Source organism: Bacillus sp. 522_BSPC (genome assembly GCF_001076885.1).
In the GTDB taxonomy this organism is placed as follows: Bacteria; Bacillota; Bacilli; order Bacillales; family Cytobacillaceae; genus Niallia; species Niallia hominis.
Genome location: NZ_JVDT01000008.1, coordinates 1 through 26,903, shown reverse-complemented (window position 1 = coordinate 26,903; position 26,903 = coordinate 1). Strand labels below are relative to the sequence as shown.

Genomic DNA, 26,903 nt, shown 5'->3' with positions numbered 1-26,903 from the left:
TAACTACCGATTCACCAGGTAATTCACTTTTTCAGTGGCCTCAATCCAAAATGGTGGGGGCTTACTTGATGTAAGCAAAGAAAGAAATCAATTCTAATATAGATAAAAAAAATTAACGTGGTCTAAACCGCCCCTCACAAAAAAAGGAGACAAACGCTCTTGCGTTTGTCTCCTTTTTTGACTCTTCATTATTTTTTCTTCTCATCCTCTTTTTCAATTTTCTCTACAGGAGAATGTCCCATCCAATCTTCTTGTTTCATCCGTTTTTTTCGTCTTCTTTGTGATACAACTATGACAAGAATAATAAGAACGATTAAAAGGAGAGGAACTCCAAAAGCTCCATAAAGAATATTAAAAAGACCACTAAAAAATTCTGACATGGTGAACCTCCTTGTAAATGCCGTTTCCCAACTTCCCATCGTACTTTCCACTATCTATATATACCTTTCCCATTTCACTCTTTTCTAAACAGAATTTTTAGTTCAACAGCCTTACATGAAAAAATCTCCTTAAATAAATTAAGGAGACACTAGGTAAACATTATATTTTATCCGGAGAAATTCTGTAAATCTGAAATGAGCAATATGTAAAGTTTATTTCTTTTCAGGAAGCTTTTCCAAGTAATCGATTGCCTCTTCCAATGTGCTTACTGGCACGATTTTTATATCTGTGTAGCCTTCTTCCTCCACTTGCTCTTTAATTTCCTTTTCATTGGTATCATCTTCTGTTATATCTTTTGGATAAAAGAATATATCTACATCTGCTTTATGGGCAGCAACTATTTTGTGCTGGATTCCACCAATTTGTCCTACATTTCCCTCTGCATCCATTGTGCCAGTACCAGCAATTTTGTAACCCTTTGTTAAATCCTCTTCCACAATTTGATTATAAACTTCTAAAGAAAACATTAATCCAGCTGAAGGGCCGCCAATATTTTCACTATTAATCGCAACATTGATCGAAGGATTTATTGTCATATTATCTTCAGGTGCAATGCCAATTCCGACTTGTCCTGTTTTTTTATCTAATACAATGACTTCAACGGATGCTTCTTTCTTTTCTTTCCCATGTATAAATTCAAGCTGGACAGTGTCGCCTGCTTGCTTGTCTTTTAAATACGCAATTAATTCATCACTTTTCGTAAATTCTTGGCCATCTACCTTTTGAATAATATCTCCAACTTCTATAATTGACTTTGCTTTGGAATTTTCTAATACTTGTGCAACGAAAATGCCATTATAGTCAAATTGAACTTTTTTTCCTGCTTCATGGAGGCTAGCAATAATCGCATTTTGCTTAGAAGTATCCATCATATGAAGCAATAGCTTATTATACTCTTCGTCACTAAGATTCCCTTTTACCTCTTCCTCTTTTCGTATTTCCGTATGAGGAGCGACTAATCCGTATAAATAAATATATGGATTATTTGCCTTTATCGAATAAACAGTTGTTAAATTGAGGCTTCCTTTTTCTGACTTAGTTCCATCTTCTACCGTCACTTTTGGCGCAAGTGCTTCAATGGAGCCTGGCTGGTTTAAATAATAGGGGGTTGGGATGAATAAGAGAATGATGAGTACCCCAAAAAGTATGGTTAACCACTTTCTTGAAAAGATGCTTTTTCTTGATTTATTCATATTTACATACTCCTTAGGATAATAATTTGCTTCTATAAATATATTTACATACATTAAATGAAAAAAGAATGAATTTCAGCTATTTATTCCATTAAAAAATGGATTTTCTATTTGATTCAATTGTTTTTCTTAATAAAAGGACACCCTTTTCGATTTCCTCTAAAGTTAGTCCACCATATCCCATCACAATTCTTTCCCTGTGTTTCCCTTTTACTAAGCTATATTGTTCAATGGGGTATACCTTCACTCCTGATTGTTCCATTTTATGTATGAATGTTGGACAAAAATCTACTCCTGGTATCTCTACAACTAAATGCATGCCTGCTGATTTACCTATAATGGTAGCGCCTTGAAAATTTTGTTGAATGGCTGAAACCAATCGTTCTCTTTTTTCTTTATAGATTTTTTTCATTTTGCGTACATGTCGATCTAAATATCCTTCCCTGATAAACTGGGCTAATACTAATTGTTCTAGTGAGGATGTATGTCTATCTGAAAACCATTTAATTTGCTCAAAGGAATCGACCAATTCCTCTGGTAAAATAACATATCCAATCCGCAGTCCAGGGGAAAGTATTTTGCTAAAGGTACCCACATAAATCACATGGTTAGGTGCTATACCTTGAATGGACGGAACTGGCGCCCCTTCATAAGTGAATTCACTGTCATAATCATCTTCCACAATATAACAATTCATCCTTTTCGCATATTCTATTAGCTGCAGTCTTCTCTGAATAGATAGGATTCCACCTAATGGAAATTGATGGGAAGGAATTACAAAAACAAAGCTTGGTGATTGTTCTGGCAAACTATTTGGGTTAATTCCATTTTCGTCTACTGGAACAGGAATAATCTTCGCATTATCGAATGTAAAAATATTCCTCATTTCATCTGTTACAGGATCTTCAACTGCAATGCTTTTATTATCTTTTCCAAGCATTTCCGTAATAAGCTTCAACCCTTGAGTAGCACCAGATGTAATGAAAATTTGCTCTGCCCTGCATTGTACCCCTCTTACTCTTTTTAAATAGTCAACAAGTGCTTCCTTCAACTCTTTCATCCCTGCAGCTTCTCCATATCCAAAGACGGATTCCGATGAATGTAGACAAATCTCTTTCGTTATTTGAGCCCATTTCTTCCTAGGAAAATAATCTATTGCTGGATTACCAGCTTTAAAATCAATATATGTCTTTTTTTCATCCTCCGCTTTTTTGGGAGTGTCTTTCCTCTTCGGTCTCTCAACAAACGAAAGAGACGTCCCCAGTGCTACAAAGGTTCCTGCCTTTGGTCTAACCTCCAAATATCCTTCTGCAATTAAACGTTCATACGCTTCTAGAACAATATTTCGGGAAACTCCAATAGAGCCTGCCAATTCTCTCGAAGAAGGTAATTTCTCTCCTTCTTTTAATTGTTTTTCTAATATGCCATTACGAACTTGATCATAAATTTGCTGGGTTAGAGAGATAAATTGAGATCGGTCAATCGTAATAAAAATCATAGGAAATTTCCTCCAATATAGACTAAACTGGTACTATAGAAGTATATAATTTCTGGCTCTATTCTATACCAGTATACCATGATATCATGAAAAAAATGGTCGAAAGGAGTTTTACTATGAAAACGATTGGACTTATTGGTGGTTTGAGCTGGGAATCAACGGCAGATTATTATCGATATATGAATACATTGGTAAAGGAAGAAATGGGAGGATTACACTCATCCAAATGCCTTCTTTATTCTTTTGATTTTGAAGAAATTGTTGCACTGCAAAAAGCTGATCTCTGGGAAAAAGCAACGGAATTAATGGTACACGCTGCAAAAACATTGGAAGCAGGGGGCGCTGATGTTGTTTTAATCTGTACAAATACGATGCACAAGATGGCAAAAGAAGTACAAGCAGCCATATCTATTCCTTTGCTTCATATTGCAGACGCTACAGGAAGCACTGTAAAAGAAGCTGATTTGAAAAAAGTTGGCTTATTAGGAACCATGTTTACAATGGAGCATTCTTTTTATAAAGAGGCACTATTAGAGCAAGAAATAGAAACGATTGTGCCCGAGAAAGAAGATAGAGAAGTTGTTCATCGGATCATATTTGATGAATTATGCAAAGGAATAATTCTTCCTGAATCAAAGGAAATATATTTGCGCATTATCGACAAACTGCTCGCTCAAGGTGCAGAAGGTATTATATTAGGATGCACAGAAATACCGTTACTTATTAAACAAGAAGATTGCTCTATTCCATTATTTGATACTACCTTTTTACATGCTAAAGCCGCTGTTTCCTATGCGCTCAGTAAAGAATTCGCTTTAAATAAAGCTTAGTAAAGTCCTTTCTTTCCTCACTCGAAACGAACCAAAAAAATACCATGTCTTATTAACTAGGGTACCTTTATCCTAGTTTTTTTTACATTTTCTCTAAACGGCTGTAAAACAAACTTAACGTCCTTCCATGATAATAAAGCGAATCAATCATTTGGAGGGAAACAATTTGAACACTAAATCATGGAAAAAAAAGTTATTACCAATCGCCGTAATCTCCTCTTTATCCGTTGCTGGGATAGCAACAGCACTCTTTGGAACAGAGACAGAAGCAAAAAATAACGGAAGCAGTAATGGCAAGCCTAAAAACATTATCTTCCTTATAGGAGATGGAATGGGTGTTTCTTACACTTCTGCGTATCGCTATTTAAAAGATAATCCAGAGACAAAAATAGCAGAAAATACATATTTCGATCCCTACTTGGTTGGTCAGCAAATGACATATCCAGAAGATCCTGCACAAAATGTGACGGATTCTGCATCTGCAGCAACTGCTATGTCAGCTGGTATCAAAACATATAATAATGCCATTGCAGTTGACAATGACGAAACGGAAGTGAAAACTGTCTTGGAAGCTGCAAAGGAAAAGGGAAAATCTACTGGTCTTGTTGCAACATCTGAAATTACACATGCGACGCCAGCTGCTTTTGGATCCCATGATATAAGCCGCAAAAATATGAATGCAATAGCCGATGACTATTTCGATGAAATGATAAATGGAAAGCATAAAGTCGATGTTCTATTAGGCGGCGGAACAGATCTATTTGTTCGTCAGGACAGAGATTTAACGACGGAATTCAAAAAAGCTGGCTACAATTATGTCACCAATCGCGATGATTTACTGAAAAATAAAGATACCCAGCTACTTGGACTATTTGCTGAAGCAGGCATGCCAAAAATGATAGATCGAGACAAAGAAACTCCTTCCTTAGAGGAAATGACGAAAACTGCAATTGAAAGCTTAAATAAAAATAAAAAGGGCTTTTTCCTGATGGTAGAAGGCAGCCAAATTGACTGGGCTGGACATGATAATGATATTGTCGCTGCAATGAGTGAGATGGAAGATTTCGAAAAAGCGTATAAGGCAGCAATCGACTTTGCCAAAAAGGATAAAAACACATTAGTGGTAGCTACTGCTGACCATTCTACAGGAGGATTCTCGATTGCAGCAAACGGCGATTACAACTGGTACGGAGAGCCAATCAAAGCAGCAACAAAGACACCTGACTTTATGGCAGAATTGATTACCAATGGCGCATCTGTTGAATCTACTTTGAAAAAGTATATCAATCTATCCCTAAAGTCAGAAGAAGTTCAATCCGTTCAGAAAGCAGCTGAAACAAAAGATTTAACTAGTATTGACAATGCGATTGAAGATATCTTCAATAAACGGACCAACACGGGATGGACTACAGGTGGTCATACTGGAGAAGACGTTCCTGTTTATGCATATGGACCTTCTAGCAATCTTTTTGCTGGACAAAAGGACAATACAGATCATGCTAAAGTTATTTTTGACCTACTGCAGGCAAAAGTAAAAATCACGGACAATTAAAAAAGGCTATTTTCGTAATGTTTGTTGCTATCGCCCGCAGCCGGAATATCATCTTGCTGATAGGCGGTGGAGATTTCCATCTCTTAAAATTCAGAGATTCTGAAAAAAATAGGCTTCTCTTCGGCTTCTATTTGAAGGGAAGCTTTTCAATTGGGAGGATTCAACCTTGAAACGCTTTTTTATGTATTCATTTGCCTTTCTCTTATTAGCTGGGTGCAACAGCAATAAAGAGACTGAAGTAAATACCATTCAGGAAGTAGAGAAAATAGAAACAAGCATGCAAAATGTTCATGTTATTCCTGTTTCAACAGATGCATATATTCAAAATCCACAAGTTATTGATGATACTTCTCTAATAGCTGTAGGAGATTTCTACCGGGATAGGAAAGGCGAAGCAACATTAAAAGCCCTTGATGAAGAACCGAAGAGCATTCAGATTGATTCGATAAAACTGACAGTCAAAGATGCCAAAATAATCGATTATCGACCTGCATATAGCTTAATTGACTTCTATCATACCTATACACATGATGAGCAATTCATTTTCGTTAAGTTTTTCGTGGAAATCGTAAATCAATCGAACAAACAAAAGAAATTCTCTCCAATTGCTTTTATTCAGACGAATACAGATGAAATGATCACTTGGGAGAAGGATATTTATTTAGAAGATCTCAATGGGGTGTTAAATCCAGGCGAACGAAAGAAAGGTAATATAGGTTTCATTATAGAAAATTCCTCTATCAATGAAATTCAGTTAAGTACAAGTGATGTTTATAATGAGCAAGAAAAACTGATAGATAAAGCTAAAACACTAGACTTCCATTATAAATAATAATAATAACATAGATTAAATACTTCTAAATCGATGAAAGAGAACAAGTACGTCAGGTAACCTTTTTACAGCGAGCTTGCGCTTGTGTGAGCCAGCAAGGTAATCTTGGCGTAAATTTCCTACTAGCATACAATATCATAATGATAGAACCTCTTTGAAAGTCCACTCCATTATCCTGCGTGATAGTCGTTATATTTCATACAATAGGAATTTAGCGATAACCTACTCGTCCCTTTCACTAATTCATGTTTACGAAAATAGCCTTTAATCTATTATTTTTGGAAATGAACATCTTGTTCAATTGCTTTAGAAAGCGTGGAAGCAATCGAAATATCTTCAAATGATAATCCTAATTGGATTGCAGTTGTAGCAATTTCTGGTCGAATACCCGATAGCGTCGTTTTGACCCCAATTAAGCTTAGCCCATTAATAAGTTGAAAGATTTGATGAGCAACCATGGTATCAATAATAATTACACCAGATAGGTCAATAAATAACTGAGATACCTTTTTTTCTGCACATTGTTTGATTGTGTTTTCCAATATTGCAGCAGCACGGGCAGTATCGATATCTCCAACAAGGGGCAAGAGTGCTCTTGTTTTACTCAAGGAAATAACTGGAGAACTTAGCTCATTAATCATTTCTTGCTGTGCTTCAAGCTGTCGGTTCGAATAATGATGATGCTCCTCTGTATATTTTAAAATTATCTTATCTAGAACTTTCATAACAGAATGATTCCATCCAATTACTCGCTTATGACTAACATCATGTTCTGTAGCATATTCTTCAATTAGCTGAAAATATTGTTCTCTCGTACGAATAAATTCCCGAATAATAAAATGGATTGGCGTATCTAAATGTGCTTGATCTGTTGCAATTTCAAAAATCCATTCCTCTATATCTTCAAGAAATAGTTGCTTTTCCTTAATAAAAATGCCAGCGAGTCTGTAATGAAAATCATTATTTTGTTTTTTCATGATTTCAATTACATGTGGGTCAGATGTTGCATAGACACCTTTCGGATCATTTTTTGTTAGATTGTTATACCACTCTTCTGTTAATCTATCCGTATTATCGATAAAATATTGGTAAACTCCTTCATTATAGTGCAACTACTTCCCCACCTCTAAAATTTGTTAGTTTTAAACACGCCTAGAATTTTCATATTCTTTAATTAAAAGTTTAATAAGATTAGGGGAAATATGCAATTTTTTTATTTTTTAAGCAGTAACCAAACGAATCATATTTCCCGAAGGATCATATGTGTATAAATTATCCTTATCCTTTGTGAGAGTTGCTCCAAGCTCTGTCAATCTTTGTGTCAATTCTTCAAGCTTTTCCTCACTAGGTATCTGTAAATCATAATAAGCTAAACCAACATGATTTTTCTTTGGAACAGGTGCACCAATACCGTTCCAGACATTTAAACCGATGTGATGGTGATAGCGGCCAGTGGAAAGAAAAAATGCCTGAGATCCATATTTTTGAACGACATCAAAGCCCAATCCTTTTACATAAAAATCAACTGTTTCTTCTAATTCTGCAACATGTAAGTGAATATGACCAAGAATAGTTCCATCAGGAAGACCATTCCATTTGCTATTACTAGAAGCTGCAAGCACTCCTTTTGTGTCCATATAGGCCGTATCCATTCTTACAAAGTTGCCATCCCATTGCCAATCTGCTGGATTTTTATCGCAATATATTTCAATTCCGTTTCCATCCGGATCAGCTAAATAGATTGCTTCACTGACATAATGATCAGAGGCACCTTGTAATGGATATCCTGTTTCTAGCAAATGCTTAAATACATTTCCAAGCTGCTCTCTGGAAGGGACTAATATTGCTAAATGATAAAGTCCTGTTGTCCGCATTTTCTTGGGCTCGACTTGATCTAATTCCTCGATAAATAAAAATGCTTCCCCTGTTCCTGCACGTAATGCTGCTTGTTTCTTCTCTTTGCTTGCAATCGAAAGACCAATCACATTTTGGTAAAATAATAGTGACTCTTCTAAATCAGCTACCTTTAACTTGACACTTTTTGCATAGATATTTGGGGTTCTGTGAAATGTCATTTCTTTCTCCTCCTAACCATCTTTCGTACTTACTTTATGTAAGTAATTTTATTTTAATAATAAACGATTGTAAAGTAATCTAATTACAATTCATAATATTTTTACTTAAAATAATATTTATTGTATAATTATTGGAAGGGGGGATATTAAAATGAACCAAATGACAATTTGTCCAAGGTTTGAAAAAGCAATGAGTATTTTAAGCCAACGCTGGACTGGTTTAATTATTTATCAGCTATTGAATGGTCCTCAACGTTTCTGTACTATGGAATCCTCCATTGGAATAAGCGGAAGACTTTTATCGGAGAGATTAAAGGATTTAGAGCAAGCTGGAATTGTAGCAAGAGTGGTATATCCTGAAACTCCTGTTAGAATTGAATATTCTTTAACAGAAAAAGGGCGTTCATTAGAGCCAATTATGAAAGAAATTGAAAATTGGTCCCATTCTTGGCTAGAAGTGTAAATCTAATATAAGGATATCTCTGCAAAACCTTATGGTTTCATGCGAAGATATCCTATTTATCTAATAATAGCTTTTTAATCCTCATCTTTAATGTCTAAATCTTCTGGAATCGGCTCACTCCATACTTCTTCCACAAACTTTTTATATTTCTCTACTTGCTTAAAATGTGTATTAAATTGCTCTCTGTTGATAAGATAATCGTTTCCATCAAAAATTGCTCTAATTTGATTTTGTAAAATCAGATTTTTTACCTTTATTTCTGATACAGCAAGCAATTCTGCAGTTTCCTTCACTGATAAATACATTGATTCACCTCTTTTTATTCAATAGCCTTTTTTTCTTTACACGGATTCCATTTAAAATTAACTCTTTCTTTATATTGTCTTCATTAATCAACTGTATAGTTAAGTTATCGGTACAATCAAAGGAGGATGCATAAATGAGTTTCGTACTAAACAGCCTATTTTTAGTAATGATCTTTTGTTGTTTCTCTTTCATATTTTATCAGTCTTTCTTCGCAAAAACTAGAAAAGTAACTGCTCCACGTTCAACATCTCTTCCATTAGAAAAGCATTCCTGTGATAGCGAAAAGACAAGGGTATTCTCTAAAGATATTAAACTTTACGCAGAATAGCTCTCCCACATAAGAGAATGAATTCATTCTACAAAATCCCAGTTACAAAATACAGATACTTTTGCAAAAAGAAAGATCATCCTTTCTTTTACATCGATACGGATGATCTTGATTCCTCTTATTGCTGAATATCTGTTTCACCCTTTTGAAAATGGAATAGCCACTCTTCCAAAGCAAAGACAGTCATTGGCCTCGCATAATAATATCCTTGGATAATTGGCCATTCATTTATAGAAGCTAAATAGTTAATCTGTTCTTCTCTTTCTACCCCTTCTATTACAATGCTCAAATGCAAGGAACTTCCGAGAGCTATGATTGCTTTAATAATTTCTCCGTCTTTTTGGGACTCCGGAACCCCATCAATAAAGGATTTATCAATTTTCAAGGTGTTTACAGGAATTCTTTTCAAATAAGATAAAGAGGAAACCCCTGTTCCGAAATCATCCAGTGTTACTGTAAAGCCAACATTTCTAAAAGCCTGAACAGATTGAATTGCCCCTTCAATATTACCAACTGCACTTGTTTCTGTTATTTCTAACTCAATCAAATGGGGCATTAACTTGTATTTCTCTACATTAGTGGTTAAGCTTGTCATTAGCCTTGGTGAGGTTACATAGGAGCCAGGTATATTAATAGCTACTGGTATATATCTATCTTGCTGTTGCCATACATCTATTTGTTTAGATACCTCTTCAATAATCCAATCTGTGACATCATACATTTTATCAGATGCTTCTAAAATCGGGATAAACACATCTGGCGACAACTCTCCATACAAAGGATGCTTCCATCTTAATAAAGCTTCTAATCCAGCGACTTCCCTTGACTTTAGAAATACTTTAGGCTGATAAACTAAATATAAATGCTTTTCTAATAGGGCATCCTCTATCTCATTCACAAGATGTTTAGCAAAAGTCTGTTTATGTTTTTCTGGATCATACATGATGATTTCATTTTCAAAGCGAATGGAATAATGTGTTAAAATAGCGACAGCATTTTCATATAGCTGCTTGGAAGTTGCTTTTTTCTCATTGACTGATATTGCAATTGCTGTCTCTACTTTGATGATTCGATCATCAATAGTTACCGGATTAGATAAAATAGCAGTTAATTGATTTAATTCCAACATTAATTTATCTAAGGCTTCATTAGTTGTACTGACAATCGCAAAACGATTTCCCTCTATTCGGAACAATTCTACATTCGTTTGTATTAGTTTCGTACATAATTCTTCGATATAACCTATAATTTTATCTCCAAAGTAATAACCATACTTACCATTCCATTTATTTAAGTCATGTATATGAAGGATTGCCAGACCACTAAAATAAGTGGAGGATTCGATCAACTTTTCGAACTGTCTTCGGTTTGGAAGCTTTGTTAATGCATCAAAGTAATTTAAGCGATAATCAACATAGCGATCCAATAGGCTAGACAAAATAGAGAATAATAAAATAACAAAGATACCGATTGTTACACCAATAATAATTGCTTTTATACTAACATGGTGTGAGTGCGTATGGGTAAGTTCCATTTCTGTATCTACATAATATCGAATGGCATACATCCCTGCATAATGCATACTTGATATCGCTCCCCCCATCAAAAGGGAGGTAACAATTTTCACGATAAAATTATTCATATATCTTTGTAGCTTCATAAAGATAAACAGCGAAAAAAAAGAAGCTATTATAGCGATGAAAATGGATAAAATAAAATAGCCTAAATGGTAGGCATAATCAGCCTCTGACTTCATTGCTTTCATTCCAATATAATGCATGCTACTTATGCCCATCCCCATAAAGATTCCAGCAAATGCAATCCATTTACTAGAATTCTTTGCCTTACTAGATATACTGAAAGCCAAAAATGTAGCTAATATAGCTGGCACTACGGAAAGAACCGTTAATGGTATATTGAAAGTCATATCAATCGGAAGCTTAACCGCGCTCATCCCAATAAAATGCATAGACCAAATTCCGAAGCCCATCGTAATCGCCGCTAAACCTAACCATATATAGCGATGAAAAAAACTATGATAAACGATCCGTTCATTCATAGAAAGGGACGTATAAGAAGCTAAACATGCAATTAATACAGATAAAGCAATGATAGGAACTGAATATTCAACCTGTATATATGTTACTTGATCGACACTTGGCAATGTAAAAATAGTAATTTCTCCTCTATAAATACGTCTATGAGGGATATCATTCTTGAATTAGCAGCTGTTCCCATTTACGTATTTTACAAATTTAAAACGACTTTTATCCTAAGTCTTTTTACTTATATACTTGAATATAAAGGATAAATCTATTTTAGACAATGGTTTCATTTTGGTATTATATTACATGGAAAACATAAACAAATATAAAAAATGTTAACCCATGCTATAAATTTTTTCTACCAATACATAGACTTATATATTATAAACTTGTCCTTATCCTTTTTATTCCCTACTTTTACCTCCCCCTCTTTTTCAAAGAATGGATGGCTCTCCATAAAAATTTGATATTCATTTGAGGGGTAATAGAGAATGACTTTCACCAGGCGACTGTTTTCTTCTAGCGAATACATTATATTACTGACAATCTTTTGAAAGAGAGGCAGAGAAAAAGGATTAAAAAAATAAAAATAATTATCTTGTGGCTGTATTGAATAATCCTCTGCTTTCCCTAACAGAAAGCATATCTTCTCTTTCCTACTCTTCCTGTTTTTTGAATAGTGTTCTATATTTACTAAAGCATCTTGATAATATTCTTCATTCATTTCTATTCCAGTTACAGTAGATTGAAATAAATAATGAATAAAAAAGTTCAATCGACCTTTCCCACATCCAAAATCGACTATATGATCAGTCTCATGAAGGGGAAATTCTTGAAACAGCTGTTCTAAATGCTCGTATGGAGTAGGTTCATACCGATGATAATGGTATGATTTATTGAATCCTAATTGTATTTTTTCGGTTTCGATATGTAGTAATTTATCGTAGTTCACTTGAAACACCTTTCTTTTTTATTTCTGAATACCTCCGAGTAGATCAAAGTATAAATTTTTACTTTAGCTTATCTATTTTTTCTTCTCACGATATTCGTTTGGGGAGATGCCAACTATTTTTTTAAATACTTTGCGAAAATATTTATCGTCTTGATAGCCGATCAAATTTGCAATATCATACACCTTTAGATTACTATTTTCCAATAATTCTTGTGCTTTTTGTATGCGTATGGATACTAAATACTCAGAAATATTTATATGATACTCCTGTTTAAATTTTCTCGATATATATTCTCTGCTTATGTAGAAACGCTCTGAAATTTCCTGAAGTTTAATCTCTCGATGAAAATTCGCTTTTATGTACTTTTCAATTTCTTGGATAATATTTTTTGATGTTCTTGTATTTTGTCTTTTTACTCGTCTAAGAAACAATGCAATTTCTCTTTTCTTCCTGTCTTTATATGCTTCTAACTGAAATACATCTTCTTTATCAATAAATGACTGAATTCTCTCCTCTAAATCTGTAGGTAGGCTAAAGGGAATATTAAATTCTTTGTACCATCTAGCACTTAGCATCTGATATTCATTTTCCAAATGGAAAAGCTGCCTGAGGCATAATTGCTTTTTTTGAATGAAATCTGTTTGAATTTGTCCAATAAGTGAATGAAAAGCATCCATTTCACCTGTTTGTATGGCAATTTTAATAGAACTACCATAATCCATTAAACTTTTAATCTCTATTTCATCATTATTTATCACAATTTTTTCTTGGTTATTTCTTAAAACATTTCTATTCATTATCATAGACTTAGCATGTTGATAAGAAAGACTCAACTGTACTGCAGAGTTTACTTCGATCCCTATTGCAATCGTACAAGTCAAACCTAATAATTGCTGAATATTAATTTGTATTTCCTTAGCTATGATAAGTGATTCTTTTTTATTTTTTTTTAAAAGAAGGACAATTTCCCCTTTACTTGTTATATATCTGAATGCAATTCCACCACTTTTTTTGCTGAGTTGCTCATTTATTATATTTAATAGCGTAAAAAAGGTAATATCTTTATCTCCACCAAATTGCTCAACGGCTATATTACTTACTTGTAGAAGCCCAATTGTATATGCCGCTGCCTTTGTTAAACGAAATTCTTCCCACACAAATTTGTCCACTGGAACATTGTTAATAATCTGCGTTAACTTTTGGTCTCGATATGCCGGCTTCATTTTATTAATAAGCTGGTTTTTACTACGTTTATTTATTCTTTCCTTCTCCTCCTCTTTCCACTCTTTCACTACCCTTATCAATGTATCATTCAACATTTCAGGATCGATTGGTTTCAACAAATAGTCTGAGCTACCATAATGCATCGCTTTTCGCATATAATGATAATCATCATAACCGGTAACAACAATGGTTTTCCCTTCACAGTAATGCTCATCCATCCATTTTAAAAGCTGAGTTCCATCCAATTTCGGCATTTTCATGTCAGAGAATATTATTTCAGGATTTAATGATCGAATGATTTGAATGGCATCTTCTCCATTACTTGCTTCGTAAATTTCCGTAATCTCATTTCCTTCCCAGTCAGCAAGAAGCTTAATTCCTTCTCGTACATGCTTTTCATCATCAACGATTAGTGCCCTCATATCCTCCCACTCCCTCTTGTAAAGATACTGGAATACGAACCATTACTGTAAACTCTTTATTCTCCACACTTTCCATTACTAAGGTCGCTTGTTCCCCATAGTAAAGCTGCAAGCGATCGTAAATATTTTTTAGACCAATTGAGTCTTGTTCTTTTCCCTCCTTCATCGTTTCTTTTCGATACAATCCTTTACGAATGACCTCCAATTTTTCTTTTTTTACACCTCTTCCATTATCCTGAACACTAAATATTAATTGCCCCTCCTTTATATAAGAACAGATGGATATTGTTGCATCCTCCATCGTATCGCTAAATCCATGTTTAAAGCAGTTTTCAACGATTGGTTGGAGAATCATTTTTGGAACGAATATTTCTTTCGTATCCGGTGAAATGTTCATCGTTATGTTCAGCTCTTCTTCAAATCTTTGTTTCTGCAGACCAAGGTATGATTTAGTGTGCTTTATTTCTTGAGAGAATAGGACCATTTCTTCTCTCATATTCATACTGTATCGCATCATATCCGATAGAGAAGTCAATAGTGAATAAACAGGAATTGCCTTCATCTTTAGTGCAAGTGTGCCAATAGACTGAAAGCTATTGTATAAAAAATGCGGATTTATCTGTGATTGTAATACTTTCAGTTGAGCTGATTTATTTTCCAATTGTAATTTATATTCTTGGTCTATTAACCTATTGATTTGTAAAACCATCGATTTAAACCGTCTACCAAGCATGCCAATTTCATCATTTCCTCTGATTTCAAAATCAGTCTCAAAAATGCCTTGCTCCACCTTTTTCATATTATCGATTAAAACCTTAATGGGAGCTGTGATTTTAAAGGAGATGATTATCGTTATGATTAAAACAATGATTAAAGCTACTAAGGCAATAATCGTATTCATATATGCCGTTTCCTTTGCGCTTTTGTAAAGACTGGAGTAAGGAATGCTTTTTATCATATACCAACTATTATCTTGAACAGCAATATTTTCATAAAAGATTACTCCTGAAAAATCCTTTCTATCCCAATTCATGCTATTTTGATGAGGATTATTCTGTACTGCATAAACCCATTCATCCTGACTTTTCTCCCCTATTAAAGCCTTATTAGAAGAGTAAATAATCGTTCCGTTCTCATTTATAATGGAAAGATTTTCATTATCCTTATATAGCCTATTCACAATTCCATTTATTTTTGAAAGATTTATATCAATAGACATAAACCCTAGAATATCGTTAGATGGCACATTTCTAATTTTGTTATGAAAAGATAGGACAGTTGATTTCTCTGAGTTAGGGATAATGGACAATCCATTATAACTATATATCGTATGTGGTGGTTCTATTAATGAATAGTTTGTTTTATCCTGCTCTAATTTACGATAATAAGGATGCAAATAGATTGTTTGATTTTTCCCTCTTCCACTTATTCGAGAGTGATAATTTGTAAAAGAGTCTCTTCCTTTATTAATATATAAATGCATCTGTTCAATCTCAGAACGAGAATTATATACATATGCTAATACACGACGTACCTCCTCCATATTATCTTTGTTATTCTCTCCGACCCCTTGAGTCAACACATTCATGAAAGGAGTATAACGATATAACACAGTGGATATTAATGCAATATCCTCTAAGTAAGTAGTTAGTTCTTCCCTTCCTTTTACCATTAACTCTGTGTTATAAGAAAGGGACTCTTTGTTAATATTCTTTATCGTCTGATAATAAGTAAGGAGTATGCCGGTACCAAAAGGAAGAATAGTAGCAAGAAGTAAGAAAATCATCAGTTTTTTCCGTATACCCCATTTCATTTATGATCGAGAAATTTCAAACAACTTCATCGTTCCAATACACAGCACTAAAAGAAGTCATTCTATAAATTCTCTTCCCCCTCTCAAAATTGTATCCATATAAAAATAATACATAAGGATTGGTCAATATATTACACCTTACTCGTCAATGTAAACGGTTACTTGTTTTATTAATCTCATTATATTATAAATACAGGAGGTGCAGAAAGTGAATAATCAAAATAATGTAGAAAAAATAATCCCCCCCCTTGTTCAACAGTCAAATGTGAGCAGAAAACATTCACTCTCTACAAAGAGAAAGAAAAAATGGAAGGAAGTAGGGTTGTTTTCCCTTTTTGTAGGTCCAGTCTTTATTGCGTTTACAATAGTTGTTCTCGTTCCATTCTTTTCTGGTATTTATTACTCATTTACTGATTGGAATGGAATTACAGGAGAAATCAAATGGGTAGGATTGGAAAACTTTCAGTACATATTCACAGAAGATACTCAGTTTCTCCAATCTTTCAAACTCACTGCTCTGTATACCATTGTGGCAATTATTTTGACAAACACAATTGGCTTTGGTCTAGCCTTGCTTGTAACGCAAAAACTAAAATCTAGTAATTTATTACGTACGGTGTTTTTTATGCCTAATCTACTTGGCGGCCTCTTACTCGGATTTATCTGGCAATTTATATTCATTAGAGGGTTTGCCTCTATTGGGGAACTAACTGGAATTCCACTATTTGAGCTCGCTTGGTTAGGAGATAAAAATACTGCCTTTTGGGGAATTGTAATTGTCAGCGTATGGCAGGGTGCAGGATATATTATGCTCATTTATATTGCAGCCTTACAAAATATTCCGAAAGAACTAATCGAAGCAGCAAAAATCGATGGAGCGAACCATTTTCAAGTCTTACGAAATATTAAAATCCCGCTCGTAGCACCGGCAGTCACCATCTGTTTATTCTTAACAACTGCATCTTCATTTAAAATATTTGATGCGAATCTTTCCTTAACAAATGGAGGGCCGTTTAAATCAACAGAAATGTTAGCGCTTAATATTTATACAGAGGCATTTGTAAATAATCGCTACGGAATCGGGGAAGCAAAAGCACTTATCTTCTTTATTGTCGTAGCAACCATCTCCATTATACAGGTTATGATTACAAAGAAAAAAGAGGTGGAATCTTGATGGAGAATAAATACACTAGCAAAACTTTATTGGTGGAAATCTTCGGTATAATATTAGGCTTGCTATTTTTAATTCCATTTTATTATGTTATTTCGAATTCACTAAAATCTTTTGCCGAAATATTAACCAATACATCTGCATTACCAAGTTCACTTCATTTTGAAAATTATCTAAATGCTTTTGAAAAGTTAAATTTTCTTAAAGTATTTAGCAACTCTCTTCTTGTAACTATTGCAAGCAATCTTGTATTAGTAGTGTTCTGTTCGATGGCCGCTTACATGCTTGTCAGAACAAAAAAGAAAATAAGTAATATCATCTTTATGGCCTTTGTTGCCGCAATGATTATTCCTTTCCAATCGATTATGATTCCACTTATTAAAACAGCATCTAGCTTACACTTACTTAACAGTATTTGGGGTCTAGTGTTCATGTATCTAGGATTTGGGTCTGGGATGACAATCTTTTTATACCATGGTTTTATTAAAGGAATTCCAGTGGAATTAGAAGAAGCGGCTATTATAGATGGTTGCTCCCGATTTGGAGTTTTTTGGAGGATTGTTTTTCCATTATTAAAGCCCATTACGGTAACAATCATTATCTTAAATAGCTTATGGATATGGAATGACTATTTATTACCATCACTAGTATTACAAAATCCAGAATTGCGGACGATTCCACTTGCTACATTCTTTTTCTTTGGTCAATATACTAAACAATGGGATCTTGCATTAGCTGCACTTATGATAGGAATCATCCCATTATTAATTTTCTTCTTTTCTATGCAAAAACACATTATCCAAGGAATTACTAGCGGGTCTATTAAATAAGGAACAAAGAGGTTGTCTTCATTAATAATTTTTTTATTATAAAACTGCCTCTTCCATATAAATACGATATTTTCTATAAACAGGAGGAAATCACATGAAGTTCAAAAAAATGAAAAGGTATTCCCTACTAACTGGTATCTTAACTGCTTCCCTTCTTTTTGCAAGTGCTTGTTCCAATGAAGGGGCTTCAAGTAATAATGAATCTAGTAAAGATGATAAAGTTGTCGTTGACTTATTTAATGGGAAAGTAGAAATAGCTGATCAATTAAAAGCACTAACAGACCAATATACAAAAGAACATCCAAATGTAACATTTAATATTGAAACAGTCGGTGGAGGTGCAGATGGGACAGCAGCCTTAAAGGCGAAATTCGCGTCTAATACTGCTCCTGATATTTTTGGAAATGGTGGATATCAAGAGGCGGTGACTTGGCTAGATAAATTAGAAGATTTGTCGGATCAGCCATGGGTAGATGACGCTTATGAAAGTGCGTTAGTGCCAATGACGGTTGATGGAAAAATCTATGGCCAGCCTGTGAATCTAGAGGGATACGGTTTTGCCTACAATAAAGAGTTATTTAAAAAAGCAGGAATTACCGAATTACCAACTACTTTTTCTGAGTTAGAAACTGCTGCAGAAAAATTAAAAGCTGCTGGCATTACTCCTTTTTCAATTGGGTATGGAGAATGGTGGGTATTAGCTAATCATGGACTGAATGTACCCTTTGCTTATCAAGATGATGCAGATGCATTTATCAAAGGATTAAATGATGGCTCTACAAAAATCGCAGGCAATGAGCACTTTAATAATTTTTTTGATTTACTAGATTTAACTATAGACTACGGTAATAAAAACCCGTTAACAACAGACTATAATACACAAGTAACTTTGTTTGCAACTGGTGAAACAGCAATGATTCAACAAGGTAACTGGATTCAACCAATGATAGATAAAATTACTCCTAACTTAGAAGTAGGTTTTATTCCAATGCCATTAAGTGATGATGAAGCAAAATCAGATAAGCTAATGGTTGATGTACCTACAAACTGGGTCGTTCATAAAGATGCCCCTGAAAAAGACAAAGAAGCAGCATTAGATTTCTTAAACTGGATGGTAACTTCCGATTTTGCAAAAGAATCAATTGTAAAAGATTTCAAATATGTTCCAGCATTTGAATCAATCCAAGCAACCGCAGATGACATTGGTCCATTAGGGGCTGAAATCCAAAAGTATTCACAAGAAGGAAAAACCTATACATGGCAGTTTATGAAATATCCTGATGGTGCTGGTCAAGAGTTTGGAGCTAGTCTTCAAGCATATGTAGGAAATCAAAAATCACGTGAGGAAACAATGAAAGCATTAGATGATACGTGGGAAAAACTTAAAAAATAGACTAATAAGAGAGAAATACTAAACACTATCGTAAGTTATTCCATTCCAGTTAATCTTAACAATTTATTTATAATTTATTGATAGTTTCGTCATATATTATTCATAATATATGGGTATGATAATTATATAGTCATTAATAGCTTTTTCAAGTCCCCCCTTGAAATTGATAGATTTAAGGAGTGCCTAATAGCACTCCTCCTTTTTTGCATATAAATTCTCCGCCAAAATAAAAAAAGACTCTTCATAATAAAGAGTCTTGCATATTAAGATAAAAAGTAATAGTAAATTAGTTCAATATTTTTATTTTCACAGTTTTGCGTCCCCAAGCCTTTGCTTTTTTGGTTGAAGGCATTAAAACATCTATTTTATGTCCCTTAATAGCCCCACCAGTATCTCCTGCAATGGCTTCTCCATATCCTTCTACCCAAACTTTCGAACCTAATGGGATGACAGATGGATCGACTGCAATTAACTTCATATTCTTATTCTTTTTTATATTATATCCAAGTGCTGTATAATCAGATTTTGTATCTTCATGACTATAAGCAGTAGCCGTTACATAAATAACATCTTTATTACTAGAAGACTTGCTAGTCGATTTACTAGAAGATGCTTTACTTGATACACTTGCCACTTTACTTGTTGAAGCTGCCTTCCCTGCATTATTCTTCTTTGCTTCTTTTTGTTCTTGCTTTAATGCAGACTCTGCTTCATTAATTTGTGCAAGCACGGCATTTTTTTCGCTTTCAGCTAGTTCCACTTCTTTTGAAACTGCCGCAAACTTTTTCTGCACAGCTGAAAGTGCTTCTTGTCTCTTAGCTAGATTTTGTTGCAGATCATTTTGAGAAGCAGCTAGTTGATCATATTGGCCTGTTAGTTCTTCTTCTTTTTGATCAATTGCTAGTTTCTCTTCTTCAATTTTTTCAAGATCTGCTTGCTGCTGCTCTAATATATCTTTATCACCATCAAAAATAAGCGAAATAGCTGTTGCTCTACTAATAAAGTCAGCGAAGTCCTTTGCATTCAATAGTACTTCTAAAACGACGTTCGTTTGGTCTGTATTCTGCAAGGATACTAGACGCTCTTTCATAACGTCTTTACGTGCTAGTACTTTATCTTCTAAAACAACAATCTCTTCTTTCTTTTTCTCTATCTGTTGTTTCGTTTCTTCAATTTTTGCTTGCAGATTCGCTATTTTTTCTTTATTTTGCTGCATTACTGTTTCAACGGCTTTTAAGTCTTCTTGAACAGTTTCCAACTCTTTTAAAGTTTTTTGCTTTTCTGCTTCTTTTTCGTTAATCAATTGCTCATTTTGGTTCAATTGATTTTTCGCTTTGTTAAGTGTTTCTTGACTCGTTTCTGCTTGTACCATAATCGCTGATGCCAAAAAGATGACACTGCTTAGCGAAATGGCCATTAGTTTTTTTAAGGAACGCATCTAAAAACCCCTTTCTCTATTGTTATAACACATGAAAGAGGTTTCTAAATTACAATTCTATTAAAATAGTAAGTCATTCTTTTTAAAATTAGTTTACAAGCAAGCTAGTAATTTTCGAATATTCTCTAGCATTCCGTAGGGCTAGAAGGGAATATTACAGTTTGTTACCTTTGTAATATTTCTGTCAATTACTAATATTTATCTTTTTCTAAAATGGATTATATATCCTGTATCAGCCTTATCATATCCACACACTGGATTCCATTTTCATAGATTTCTTCCTCATAGTTTATGAGAAAAAAATCTTTATCTATTCGATTGAATCGAAACCCACATTTTTGATAGAGTGCAAGTTGACCAATACTACTATTGCCAGTACCTACTTCTATCACTTTATATCCTAGCTTTTTCGCTTCCTTCACCGCATGCATCACTAATTTTTTCCCTAATCCTTTTCCTTGATAGATTTCAACAACCGCTAGATTTATTAACTCGATTGATTCTTCCTTTATAGGTAACAACACATAGACACCAATCCATTGATTCTTTTCTTCCGCAATATAACATATACCCGTTTTAAGATATTCCTTTACTAGACGTTCAGATGGATCTGCTGTTAATAATAATTCAATGGGAGGACTTTCCTCTTGTTCTAACTTTCGAATAATCATGAATTCATTCCCGCCTTCTTTGGACAATGCATCATCGCTTCTGCCTCTTCCCAAGTAACGGTATATCCAGCTCCTTTTGCACAAAAAATGGAGGAGGATGTATATTCCGGATCAGCATTTTTATCATAGCCTAGCCTGTCGATCACATCCTCTTCGTTATGACAAGGATAATAACCTGCAAATGTTAAGGAAAGCTGCCCTTTTCCTTGTGTGAATGATGCAAGTGTCGTACTATATTCCATAAAGGTAGCAACAGGAACCTTACCTGTGAGAACTGCTTTCTCGTCTATAGTTTCAGGCGTATTAAATTCCCCATATGCCATTTGTATATCAGACAAAACCCTGCCCATTTGTTCTATATCTACTTTTATTTTAAAGGAATAATACGGTTCTAATAAGCGGTTACGTACTTTTTCTAAACCTTGGCGTAATGCTCGAAAGGTAGCTTCTCTGAAATCTCCGCCATGTGTATGTTTATTATGCGCTCTTCCCGTTAACAGAGTGACTTTTATATCCGTTAACGGAGATCCTGTTAAAATCCCATGATGCTCCCTCTCAAAGAGATGCTGGCAAATGAGATTTTGAATAGCAATAGACAAATCATCTGTATGACAATTGCTCTCAAATACAATCCCGCAATTCCTTTTACCTGGCTCTAATTGAAGATGTACTTCCGCATAATGGCGCAATGGCTCAAAGTGTCCATAACCTATAGCGTCTGTCTCAATCGTTTCTTTATACAAAATTTCCGGCCGGTCAAACTGAACCTGTAAAGCAAATCTTTCAAATATGATTTCCTGAAGAACCTCTAGCTGTATTTTCCCCATAACATGTAAATGGATGTCTTGCAGCTTTTCTTCCCATGTCACATGAAGGGAAGGATCCTCTGCTTCTAATAGTTTAAAAAATGTAAGGGCATCCTTTTTATTCATCCTTGGTTCTAAAACTACCCTAGAACGAAGAGTTGGCACTAATTCATACTCTGCTTTCTCCAGAAGTTCTCCGACTCCATCGCCTACAGCTGCATTTGTAAGGCCTGTTACAGCAAAAAGCTCTCCAGCATTGACTTCATTTACTTGCTGAAATTGAGTCCCATTATATTTACGTATTTGTGTGACTTTCTCCATGTCACCATTTCCATACATAAGCTCCTCTCTCACACACAACGTTCCACTTTTCGCTTTCATAAAGGTAATCCTCGTTCCAGAATCATCATAGCGAATTTTATAAACCCTTCCTGAAAACGGCTCATCCTTTTTGTACAATGTTGTCGTCAAATGATCAAAACAATGGAAAAATTCCTTTACCCCGATATCTTGTAAGGCAGATCCATAGCCACAAGGATAAAGACGAGAAGAACGAATCATTTCCTGCATTTTGTCGATCCAAAGTGTTGGTTGATAGCCTTTATCCATATAGTAATCAAGAAGCTCTTCGTCTCGTTCAGCCATAAATTCAATAAGCTCTTCGGACATATTACTGCCATCAAATGAGGATATATCACATACCTCGTTCGTAAATTGTGAACGTATTTCTGTGAGAACACGCTCTACATCCGCTCCAGTTCGGTCCACTTTATTGATAAAGAAAAACGTCGGAATCTGATGTATTTTTAAAAGACTCCAAACTGTTTCCGTATGGCCCTCGATGCCCTCTACTGCACTAATAATGACAATCGCAAAATCCATTACTTGAATCGCTCTTTCCATTTCTGGAGAGAAATCAACATGTCCTGGGGTATCGATTAAATAATACGTTGAATTTCCATGTTCAATCATGCCTTGGTCAGCAAAAACGGTGATACCTCGTTGTTTTTCAATTAGATGACTATCTAAAAATGCACTTTGATGATCCACACGCCCTCGTTTTTTTATACTATTTGTGTGATAAAGAAGCTGTTCGGAAAAAGTAGTTTTTCCTGCATCGACATGTGCTAATATTCCAATCGTTTTATTCATTTTGCAAGCGACTCCTATTCTAAATCTATGGCTCCATTAAATGAAGTAAGTTATATCTTATAATGACTTTACAAGCGTATCATTTTAAAAAAATGGACTCTAGCTTACCTATCATCTTTTTCTGCAAATTAATAATTTATCCACCAGACATGCTATTGCTATCCCAGATAAATAGCGGACTAGATCAACGACAAGGAATCCCCTTCCTAATATCAACGCACCCATTGTCGAATTTCTGAGCTCATTTATCCAATCTGCTTGATATAATTGACTGAATTCTATTCCAAAACAAAATAGGATACTACCTACCATAGCAAGCAGGATTTTTTTCCCCCCAAGAAGAAAACGAAAGCCAAAATAAATCATCATTGACCACAACATGTCTCCTGCATGTTGACTAATAAAGTCCGGAAGTAGATTACTAAATCGTCTGGAGAAAAGTCCTAATGCCACCATAAAAAAGGCAGCAACTAGGTAATTTGTTCTCTCCATGCTTTTCAATTTCTCATTTGATTGTTTCATTTTTCACTCACTATGTTTAGATTTTTATGAATATCTTTATTATAATTATTCCCTATAAGGCTTTCCATATTTTCGTTTTCAAATATGTAGACAAAATGAAAGAGACCATTACACAACTGGTCTCTTTTCATCTTCATTACGTTAGGATTTTTCCGTCTATTAGCTTGGGGACTTACCCCAAGAACAAATCTAGAATATTAGAACCTTTTGATGTTTGTTTATTATAGAACTCTGAATACCCACATTTTTTGCAAAAAACAACAGTAAATGTATTATGCTGAATATCCATTAGCTTGGATAAGCCTGTTCCTGTCATTGCTACATCTTTTGTACCTACTTCCGTTCCACCGCATTTCACACAGCCTTTACTTTCCATATTCAACCACTCCTTATTCTTAAATATATAACCTTACGTTGAAAACCTCGGCAAATCCCATAATACTTCTTTAATTTGTTATCTTCCTATATCTTTACGTATGAAAATGGTTTAAGTTTCACTTTCGTTATCCTATATAACGATTAATAATCTTCAAAAGCTTGTCTTTATTTTCTGGAGAATCATTTTCGCTTAATCTTGCGGCTGCAATGATGGGCATCCATTCTAATATCGCCTCTTTTGTATCCCCGGTCTTGCTACAATAGATATTCAAATATAAATCAGCTAGTTCCTGATGATTTTCCAAATAGAGGAGATAGGTTCTACATATATCTGCCCGAACATCTCCTGCTCCAGCATCTACCCAATCGATTATCCATACTTTGTCATCTGCTTGCACGAGATTAAAAAGGTGATAGTCCCCATGGCAGAGTCTGGTCTCATTCGGCATTAACTTTAACTTAGCTAAAATCAGTGATTTTGTTTCAACCTCTAAAATATGCGAGCCTTCAATTTGTCTACGCCACTTTGCCGTGATTGGTTGTAGATCGTTTCCTTCATGATGATGAATTTGTTGTTGGATATCGATAGACTTGCTCATATAATATTCAGCCATCTCAAGATTCTCAAACAAGAGATCTCCTAACGTTTTTCCTTTTATGTATTCCATTATTAAAACTTGATTGTTGTTCACTTTCGTTATTTCTATCACTTTTGGAACAGGTAAACCACAAGAATGAGCAAACCTTTGTTTCGCTGCTTCCATTGCCGATTCCGTTGGTGGAAGATAGTCTTTATATATTTTGAAAATTTTATGATCATTTAAGTAAATCTTTGCTGTATTTCCAGTAGCTATTGGTTCTCCTAAATTCACTCTACTCCCTCCCTACTTTTTAACAAACCAAATGATTAATTAAGAAATAGCTCTAGCATATCGTAATGATACCTGCTCTTCTCCTGTTTCTGTAACGGTTATCTTTTTCTCTTGAAAAATATATCCTCTTGCTTCATAAAACGGGATTCCCCTGTGATTTCCCTCTTGTACAGAAACCCATTGCCTTGTTGCGCCAAGGGCTACCTGGTCTTTCGTCAATGCTTCAAGCAAAAGTCTTCCAATCCCTTGATAGCGGTATTTTTCATCTATATAAAGAACAAAAACCTCCGAGACATTATCTCCCGTTATTCCTCCTCCAATTACACCAACTACTTCAGAATCAAAAAGAGCAACATAGGAATAGCTCCCATTCTCTATATCTTTTTCTATTCGATTAAGCTTGTACCAAAAATCAACCGTTTGGTTCTGACATTCTTCACTCAGCTTGCCTTCTACCGTTTGCCGCCAACCAGTTGAACAAATTTTTCGAATCATTTCCGCATGTTCCTTTTTTGGTTTTTCAATAGATATTTTTGTCATGCTTTATTCCCCTTCTTCAAAATTTAAGTTCCTTTTTTTCAGCTATTCATATGCTTAAAGAATACCATTTAATTCGTAAAGCACCTATAAAAATTACTGGAATTTTATAAGTATTTAAAATAAACTGTATTTTAAGAGGGTGTCTCATAGAATAAATGGAAAGTGATAGTTTAGCGAAAAGGCAAATATTAAATTAGGAGTGATTGTTTGGAATTAAATGATGTTATACATGGCCATAGATCGATAAGACAATATGAAGATAAGGAAGTTAGTCAAGAGCTATTGGATCAAATCTTAGAAGCAGGAATCCGCGCCTCATCAAGTGGTAATATGCAGTCTTATTCTATCATTGTTACGAAGGATAAGGAGCTTAAAAATCAATTATACAGTGCACATATGGACCAATCCATGGTTGTGGATGCACCTATTCTCCTTACATTTTGTGCAGATTTCAATCGAATGAGAAAGTGGCTGGAGCTTAATGATGCGCCAGTACATTTTGATAATTATATGAGCTTTATGATAGGTGCGATTGATGCAACATTAGTATCACAAAACTGTGCTTTAGCAGCAGAAAATGCTGGCCTTGGCATTTGCTATATGGGCTCTACTCTTGCAAATTGTGATCAAATCGGCAAACTTCTAAATTTACCAGAGAATGTTGTACCTATTGTAGGCTATTCTTTAGGGTATCCTGCAGAAAATCCAGCTCCACGTGATCGACTGCCAAAGCATGGGCTTGTTCACTATGATACCTATCAGGATTATTCAGACCAAGATATTCTTGAAATATATAAAGAACGGGATGAAAAGGGCTGGAATCGCTATATGGATGTCCCTCGACTGAAAGAAATGACAGAACAATTAGGATTAAAAAATCTAGCTCAAATCTACACCATTGCAAAATATACGAAAGAATCTCATCACGAATTTTCACAAACTGTATTAAATTACTTGGAAAAACAAAATTTTATGAATAACGGGTAATAGTTTACTTCCTGGAGAAGGTTTTTGTGTTTTTATTAATAAAAAATAATGAGGCTTGGACAAAACTAAATAACCAAACTTTAAAGACGAACTATCTCTAATTTAGCTCTTAAATAAAGCTGCTTTCTCATGATGGTTATCTATGTTTTTAAATATAGTCAAGTGTAA

At 34.6% G+C, this 26,903-nt stretch carries 26 protein-coding genes; 9 read left to right on the top strand and 17 right to left on the bottom strand.

The features are described 5' to 3' along the window. Positions 1-188: 188 nt before the first annotated feature. The 3 genes from ADJ83_RS00845 to ADJ83_RS00835 all read right to left on the bottom strand — a co-directional run bounded on the left by ADJ83_RS00845 (position 189) and on the right by ADJ83_RS00835 (position 3,132). Positions 189-380, bottom strand: coding sequence for a hypothetical protein (locus ADJ83_RS00845; protein ID WP_031540242.1), 192 nt, complete (start codon positions 378-380; stop codon positions 189-191). 213 nt (positions 381-593) lie between these two features. Beyond that, on the bottom strand, positions 594-1,634 hold the full coding sequence (locus ADJ83_RS00840) for a SepM family pheromone-processing serine protease (protein ID WP_048716468.1): 1,041 nt from the start codon (positions 1,632-1,634) through the stop codon (positions 594-596). A 91-nt stretch (positions 1,635-1,725) separates the two neighbouring features. Next, positions 1,726-3,132 carry a PLP-dependent aminotransferase family protein gene (locus ADJ83_RS00835; protein ID WP_048716466.1) on the bottom strand — a complete coding sequence of 469 codons (1,407 nt, stop codon included), beginning with the start codon at positions 3,130-3,132 and terminating at the stop codon, positions 1,726-1,728. 116 nt (positions 3,133-3,248) lie between these two features. On the opposite strand from ADJ83_RS00835, the gene ADJ83_RS00830 reads away from it, so the two are divergent. From ADJ83_RS00830 to ADJ83_RS00820, 3 genes are all read left to right on the top strand, one after another. Further along, positions 3,249-3,962 carry an aspartate/glutamate racemase family protein gene (locus ADJ83_RS00830; protein ID WP_048716463.1) on the top strand — a complete coding sequence of 238 codons (714 nt, stop codon included), beginning with the start codon at positions 3,249-3,251 and terminating at the stop codon, positions 3,960-3,962. A gap of 166 nt (positions 3,963-4,128) precedes the next feature. Next, a complete protein-coding gene (locus ADJ83_RS00825; RefSeq protein WP_031537162.1) occupies positions 4,129-5,514 on the top strand; it encodes an alkaline phosphatase in 1,386 nt (461 codons plus the stop codon). Positions 5,515-5,680: 166 nt separating this feature from the next. Then, positions 5,681-6,346 (top strand): DUF4352 domain-containing protein, encoded by a 666-nt coding sequence (locus ADJ83_RS00820; protein ID WP_048716457.1) that lies wholly within the window; start codon positions 5,681-5,683, stop codon positions 6,344-6,346. A 272-nt stretch (positions 6,347-6,618) separates the two neighbouring features. Here ADJ83_RS00820 and ADJ83_RS00815 read toward each other — a convergent pair whose 3' ends face one another. Further along, a complete protein-coding gene (locus ADJ83_RS00815) occupies positions 6,619-7,458 on the bottom strand; it encodes an STAS domain-containing protein (protein WP_031537164.1) in 840 nt (279 codons plus the stop codon). Between the two features lie 108 nt (positions 7,459-7,566). Continuing rightward, positions 7,567-8,421: a VOC family protein gene (locus ADJ83_RS00810; RefSeq protein ID WP_048716454.1), complete on the bottom strand. Its 855-nt coding sequence runs from the start codon at positions 8,419-8,421 to the stop codon at positions 7,567-7,569. A gap of 151 nt (positions 8,422-8,572) precedes the next feature. On the opposite strand from ADJ83_RS00810, the gene ADJ83_RS00805 reads away from it, so the two are divergent. Beyond that, positions 8,573-8,884 carry a winged helix-turn-helix transcriptional regulator gene (locus tag ADJ83_RS00805; RefSeq protein ID WP_031537169.1) on the top strand — a complete coding sequence of 104 codons (312 nt, stop codon included), beginning with the start codon at positions 8,573-8,575 and terminating at the stop codon, positions 8,882-8,884. A gap of 74 nt (positions 8,885-8,958) precedes the next feature. Here the strand turns inward: ADJ83_RS00805 and ADJ83_RS00800 are convergent, their stop codons facing one another. Then, the gene (locus tag ADJ83_RS00800) at positions 8,959-9,189 is read right to left on the bottom strand and encodes an excisionase family DNA-binding protein (RefSeq protein WP_031537170.1); all 231 of its coding nucleotides are present in this window, start codon (positions 9,187-9,189) and stop codon (positions 8,959-8,961) included. Between the two features lie 134 nt (positions 9,190-9,323). Between ADJ83_RS00800 and ADJ83_RS00795 the strand changes: the two genes are divergently transcribed. After that, on the top strand, positions 9,324-9,518 hold the full coding sequence (locus ADJ83_RS00795; RefSeq protein ID WP_031537172.1) for a hypothetical protein: 195 nt from the start codon (positions 9,324-9,326) through the stop codon (positions 9,516-9,518). A gap of 118 nt (positions 9,519-9,636) precedes the next feature. Here the strand turns inward: ADJ83_RS00795 and ADJ83_RS00790 are convergent, their stop codons facing one another. From ADJ83_RS00790 to ADJ83_RS00775, 4 genes are all read right to left on the bottom strand, one after another. Then, positions 9,637-11,682 (bottom strand): bifunctional diguanylate cyclase/phosphodiesterase, encoded by a 2,046-nt coding sequence (locus tag ADJ83_RS00790; protein ID WP_048716450.1) that lies wholly within the window; start codon positions 11,680-11,682, stop codon positions 9,637-9,639. Between the two features lie 239 nt (positions 11,683-11,921). Next, positions 11,922-12,515: a methyltransferase gene (locus ADJ83_RS00785; protein WP_239687065.1), complete on the bottom strand. Its 594-nt coding sequence runs from the start codon at positions 12,513-12,515 to the stop codon at positions 11,922-11,924. A gap of 72 nt (positions 12,516-12,587) precedes the next feature. After that, on the bottom strand, positions 12,588-14,162 hold the full coding sequence (locus ADJ83_RS00780; RefSeq protein WP_048716444.1) for a response regulator transcription factor: 1,575 nt from the start codon (positions 14,160-14,162) through the stop codon (positions 12,588-12,590). Beyond that, complete coding sequence (locus ADJ83_RS00775; RefSeq protein ID WP_239687064.1) at positions 14,143-15,948, bottom strand: sensor histidine kinase; 1,806 nt, start codon at positions 15,946-15,948, stop codon at positions 14,143-14,145. The genes ADJ83_RS00780 and ADJ83_RS00775 overlap by 20 nt, the downstream gene beginning before the upstream one ends. Before the next feature lie 292 nt (positions 15,949-16,240). Here ADJ83_RS00775 and ADJ83_RS00770 point away from each other — a divergent pair, with 292 nt between their 5' ends. From ADJ83_RS00770 to ADJ83_RS00760, 3 genes are all read left to right on the top strand, one after another. Continuing rightward, positions 16,241-17,149 (top strand): carbohydrate ABC transporter permease, encoded by a 909-nt coding sequence (locus ADJ83_RS00770; RefSeq protein ID WP_396953867.1) that lies wholly within the window; start codon positions 16,241-16,243, stop codon positions 17,147-17,149. After that, a complete protein-coding gene (locus ADJ83_RS00765; RefSeq protein ID WP_031537182.1) occupies positions 17,149-17,976 on the top strand; it encodes a carbohydrate ABC transporter permease in 828 nt (275 codons plus the stop codon). Before ADJ83_RS00770 ends, ADJ83_RS00765 begins: the two co-directional genes overlap by 1 nt. Before the next feature lie 94 nt (positions 17,977-18,070). Then, a complete protein-coding gene (locus ADJ83_RS00760) occupies positions 18,071-19,369 on the top strand; it encodes an ABC transporter substrate-binding protein (protein WP_031537185.1) in 1,299 nt (432 codons plus the stop codon). A 286-nt stretch (positions 19,370-19,655) separates the two neighbouring features. Here the strand turns inward: ADJ83_RS00760 and ADJ83_RS00755 are convergent, their stop codons facing one another. The 7 genes from ADJ83_RS00755 to ADJ83_RS00725 all read right to left on the bottom strand — a co-directional run bounded on the left by ADJ83_RS00755 (position 19,656) and on the right by ADJ83_RS00725 (position 25,748). Further along, on the bottom strand, positions 19,656-20,807 hold the full coding sequence (locus ADJ83_RS00755) for a 3D domain-containing protein (protein WP_031537187.1): 1,152 nt from the start codon (positions 20,805-20,807) through the stop codon (positions 19,656-19,658). Between the two features lie 218 nt (positions 20,808-21,025). Beyond that, entirely contained in the window at positions 21,026-21,478 is a 453-nt protein-coding gene (locus ADJ83_RS00750; protein WP_048716433.1) for a GNAT family N-acetyltransferase, read from the bottom strand. Then, the gene (locus tag ADJ83_RS00745; protein WP_048716430.1) at positions 21,475-23,436 is read right to left on the bottom strand and encodes a GTP-binding protein; all 1,962 of its coding nucleotides are present in this window, start codon (positions 23,434-23,436) and stop codon (positions 21,475-21,477) included. Before ADJ83_RS00745 ends, ADJ83_RS00750 begins: the two co-directional genes overlap by 4 nt. A 111-nt stretch (positions 23,437-23,547) precedes the next feature. Further along, the gene (locus tag ADJ83_RS00740) at positions 23,548-23,958 is read right to left on the bottom strand and encodes a DUF2809 domain-containing protein (RefSeq protein ID WP_048716427.1); all 411 of its coding nucleotides are present in this window, start codon (positions 23,956-23,958) and stop codon (positions 23,548-23,550) included. Positions 23,959-24,130: 172 nt separating this feature from the next. Further along, a complete protein-coding gene (locus ADJ83_RS00735; RefSeq protein ID WP_031537193.1) occupies positions 24,131-24,334 on the bottom strand; it encodes a zinc ribbon domain-containing protein in 204 nt (67 codons plus the stop codon). A 127-nt stretch (positions 24,335-24,461) separates the two neighbouring features. After that, positions 24,462-25,208 carry a phosphotransferase family protein gene (locus ADJ83_RS00730; RefSeq protein WP_048716423.1) on the bottom strand — a complete coding sequence of 249 codons (747 nt, stop codon included), beginning with the start codon at positions 25,206-25,208 and terminating at the stop codon, positions 24,462-24,464. A gap of 39 nt (positions 25,209-25,247) precedes the next feature. Then, positions 25,248-25,748: a GNAT family N-acetyltransferase gene (locus tag ADJ83_RS00725; RefSeq protein ID WP_031537197.1), complete on the bottom strand. Its 501-nt coding sequence runs from the start codon at positions 25,746-25,748 to the stop codon at positions 25,248-25,250. Positions 25,749-25,955: 207 nt separating this feature from the next. On the opposite strand from ADJ83_RS00725, the gene ADJ83_RS00720 reads away from it, so the two are divergent. Continuing rightward, positions 25,956-26,735 carry a nitroreductase family protein gene (locus ADJ83_RS00720; RefSeq protein WP_031537198.1) on the top strand — a complete coding sequence of 260 codons (780 nt, stop codon included), beginning with the start codon at positions 25,956-25,958 and terminating at the stop codon, positions 26,733-26,735. Positions 26,736-26,903 lie beyond the last annotated feature (168 nt).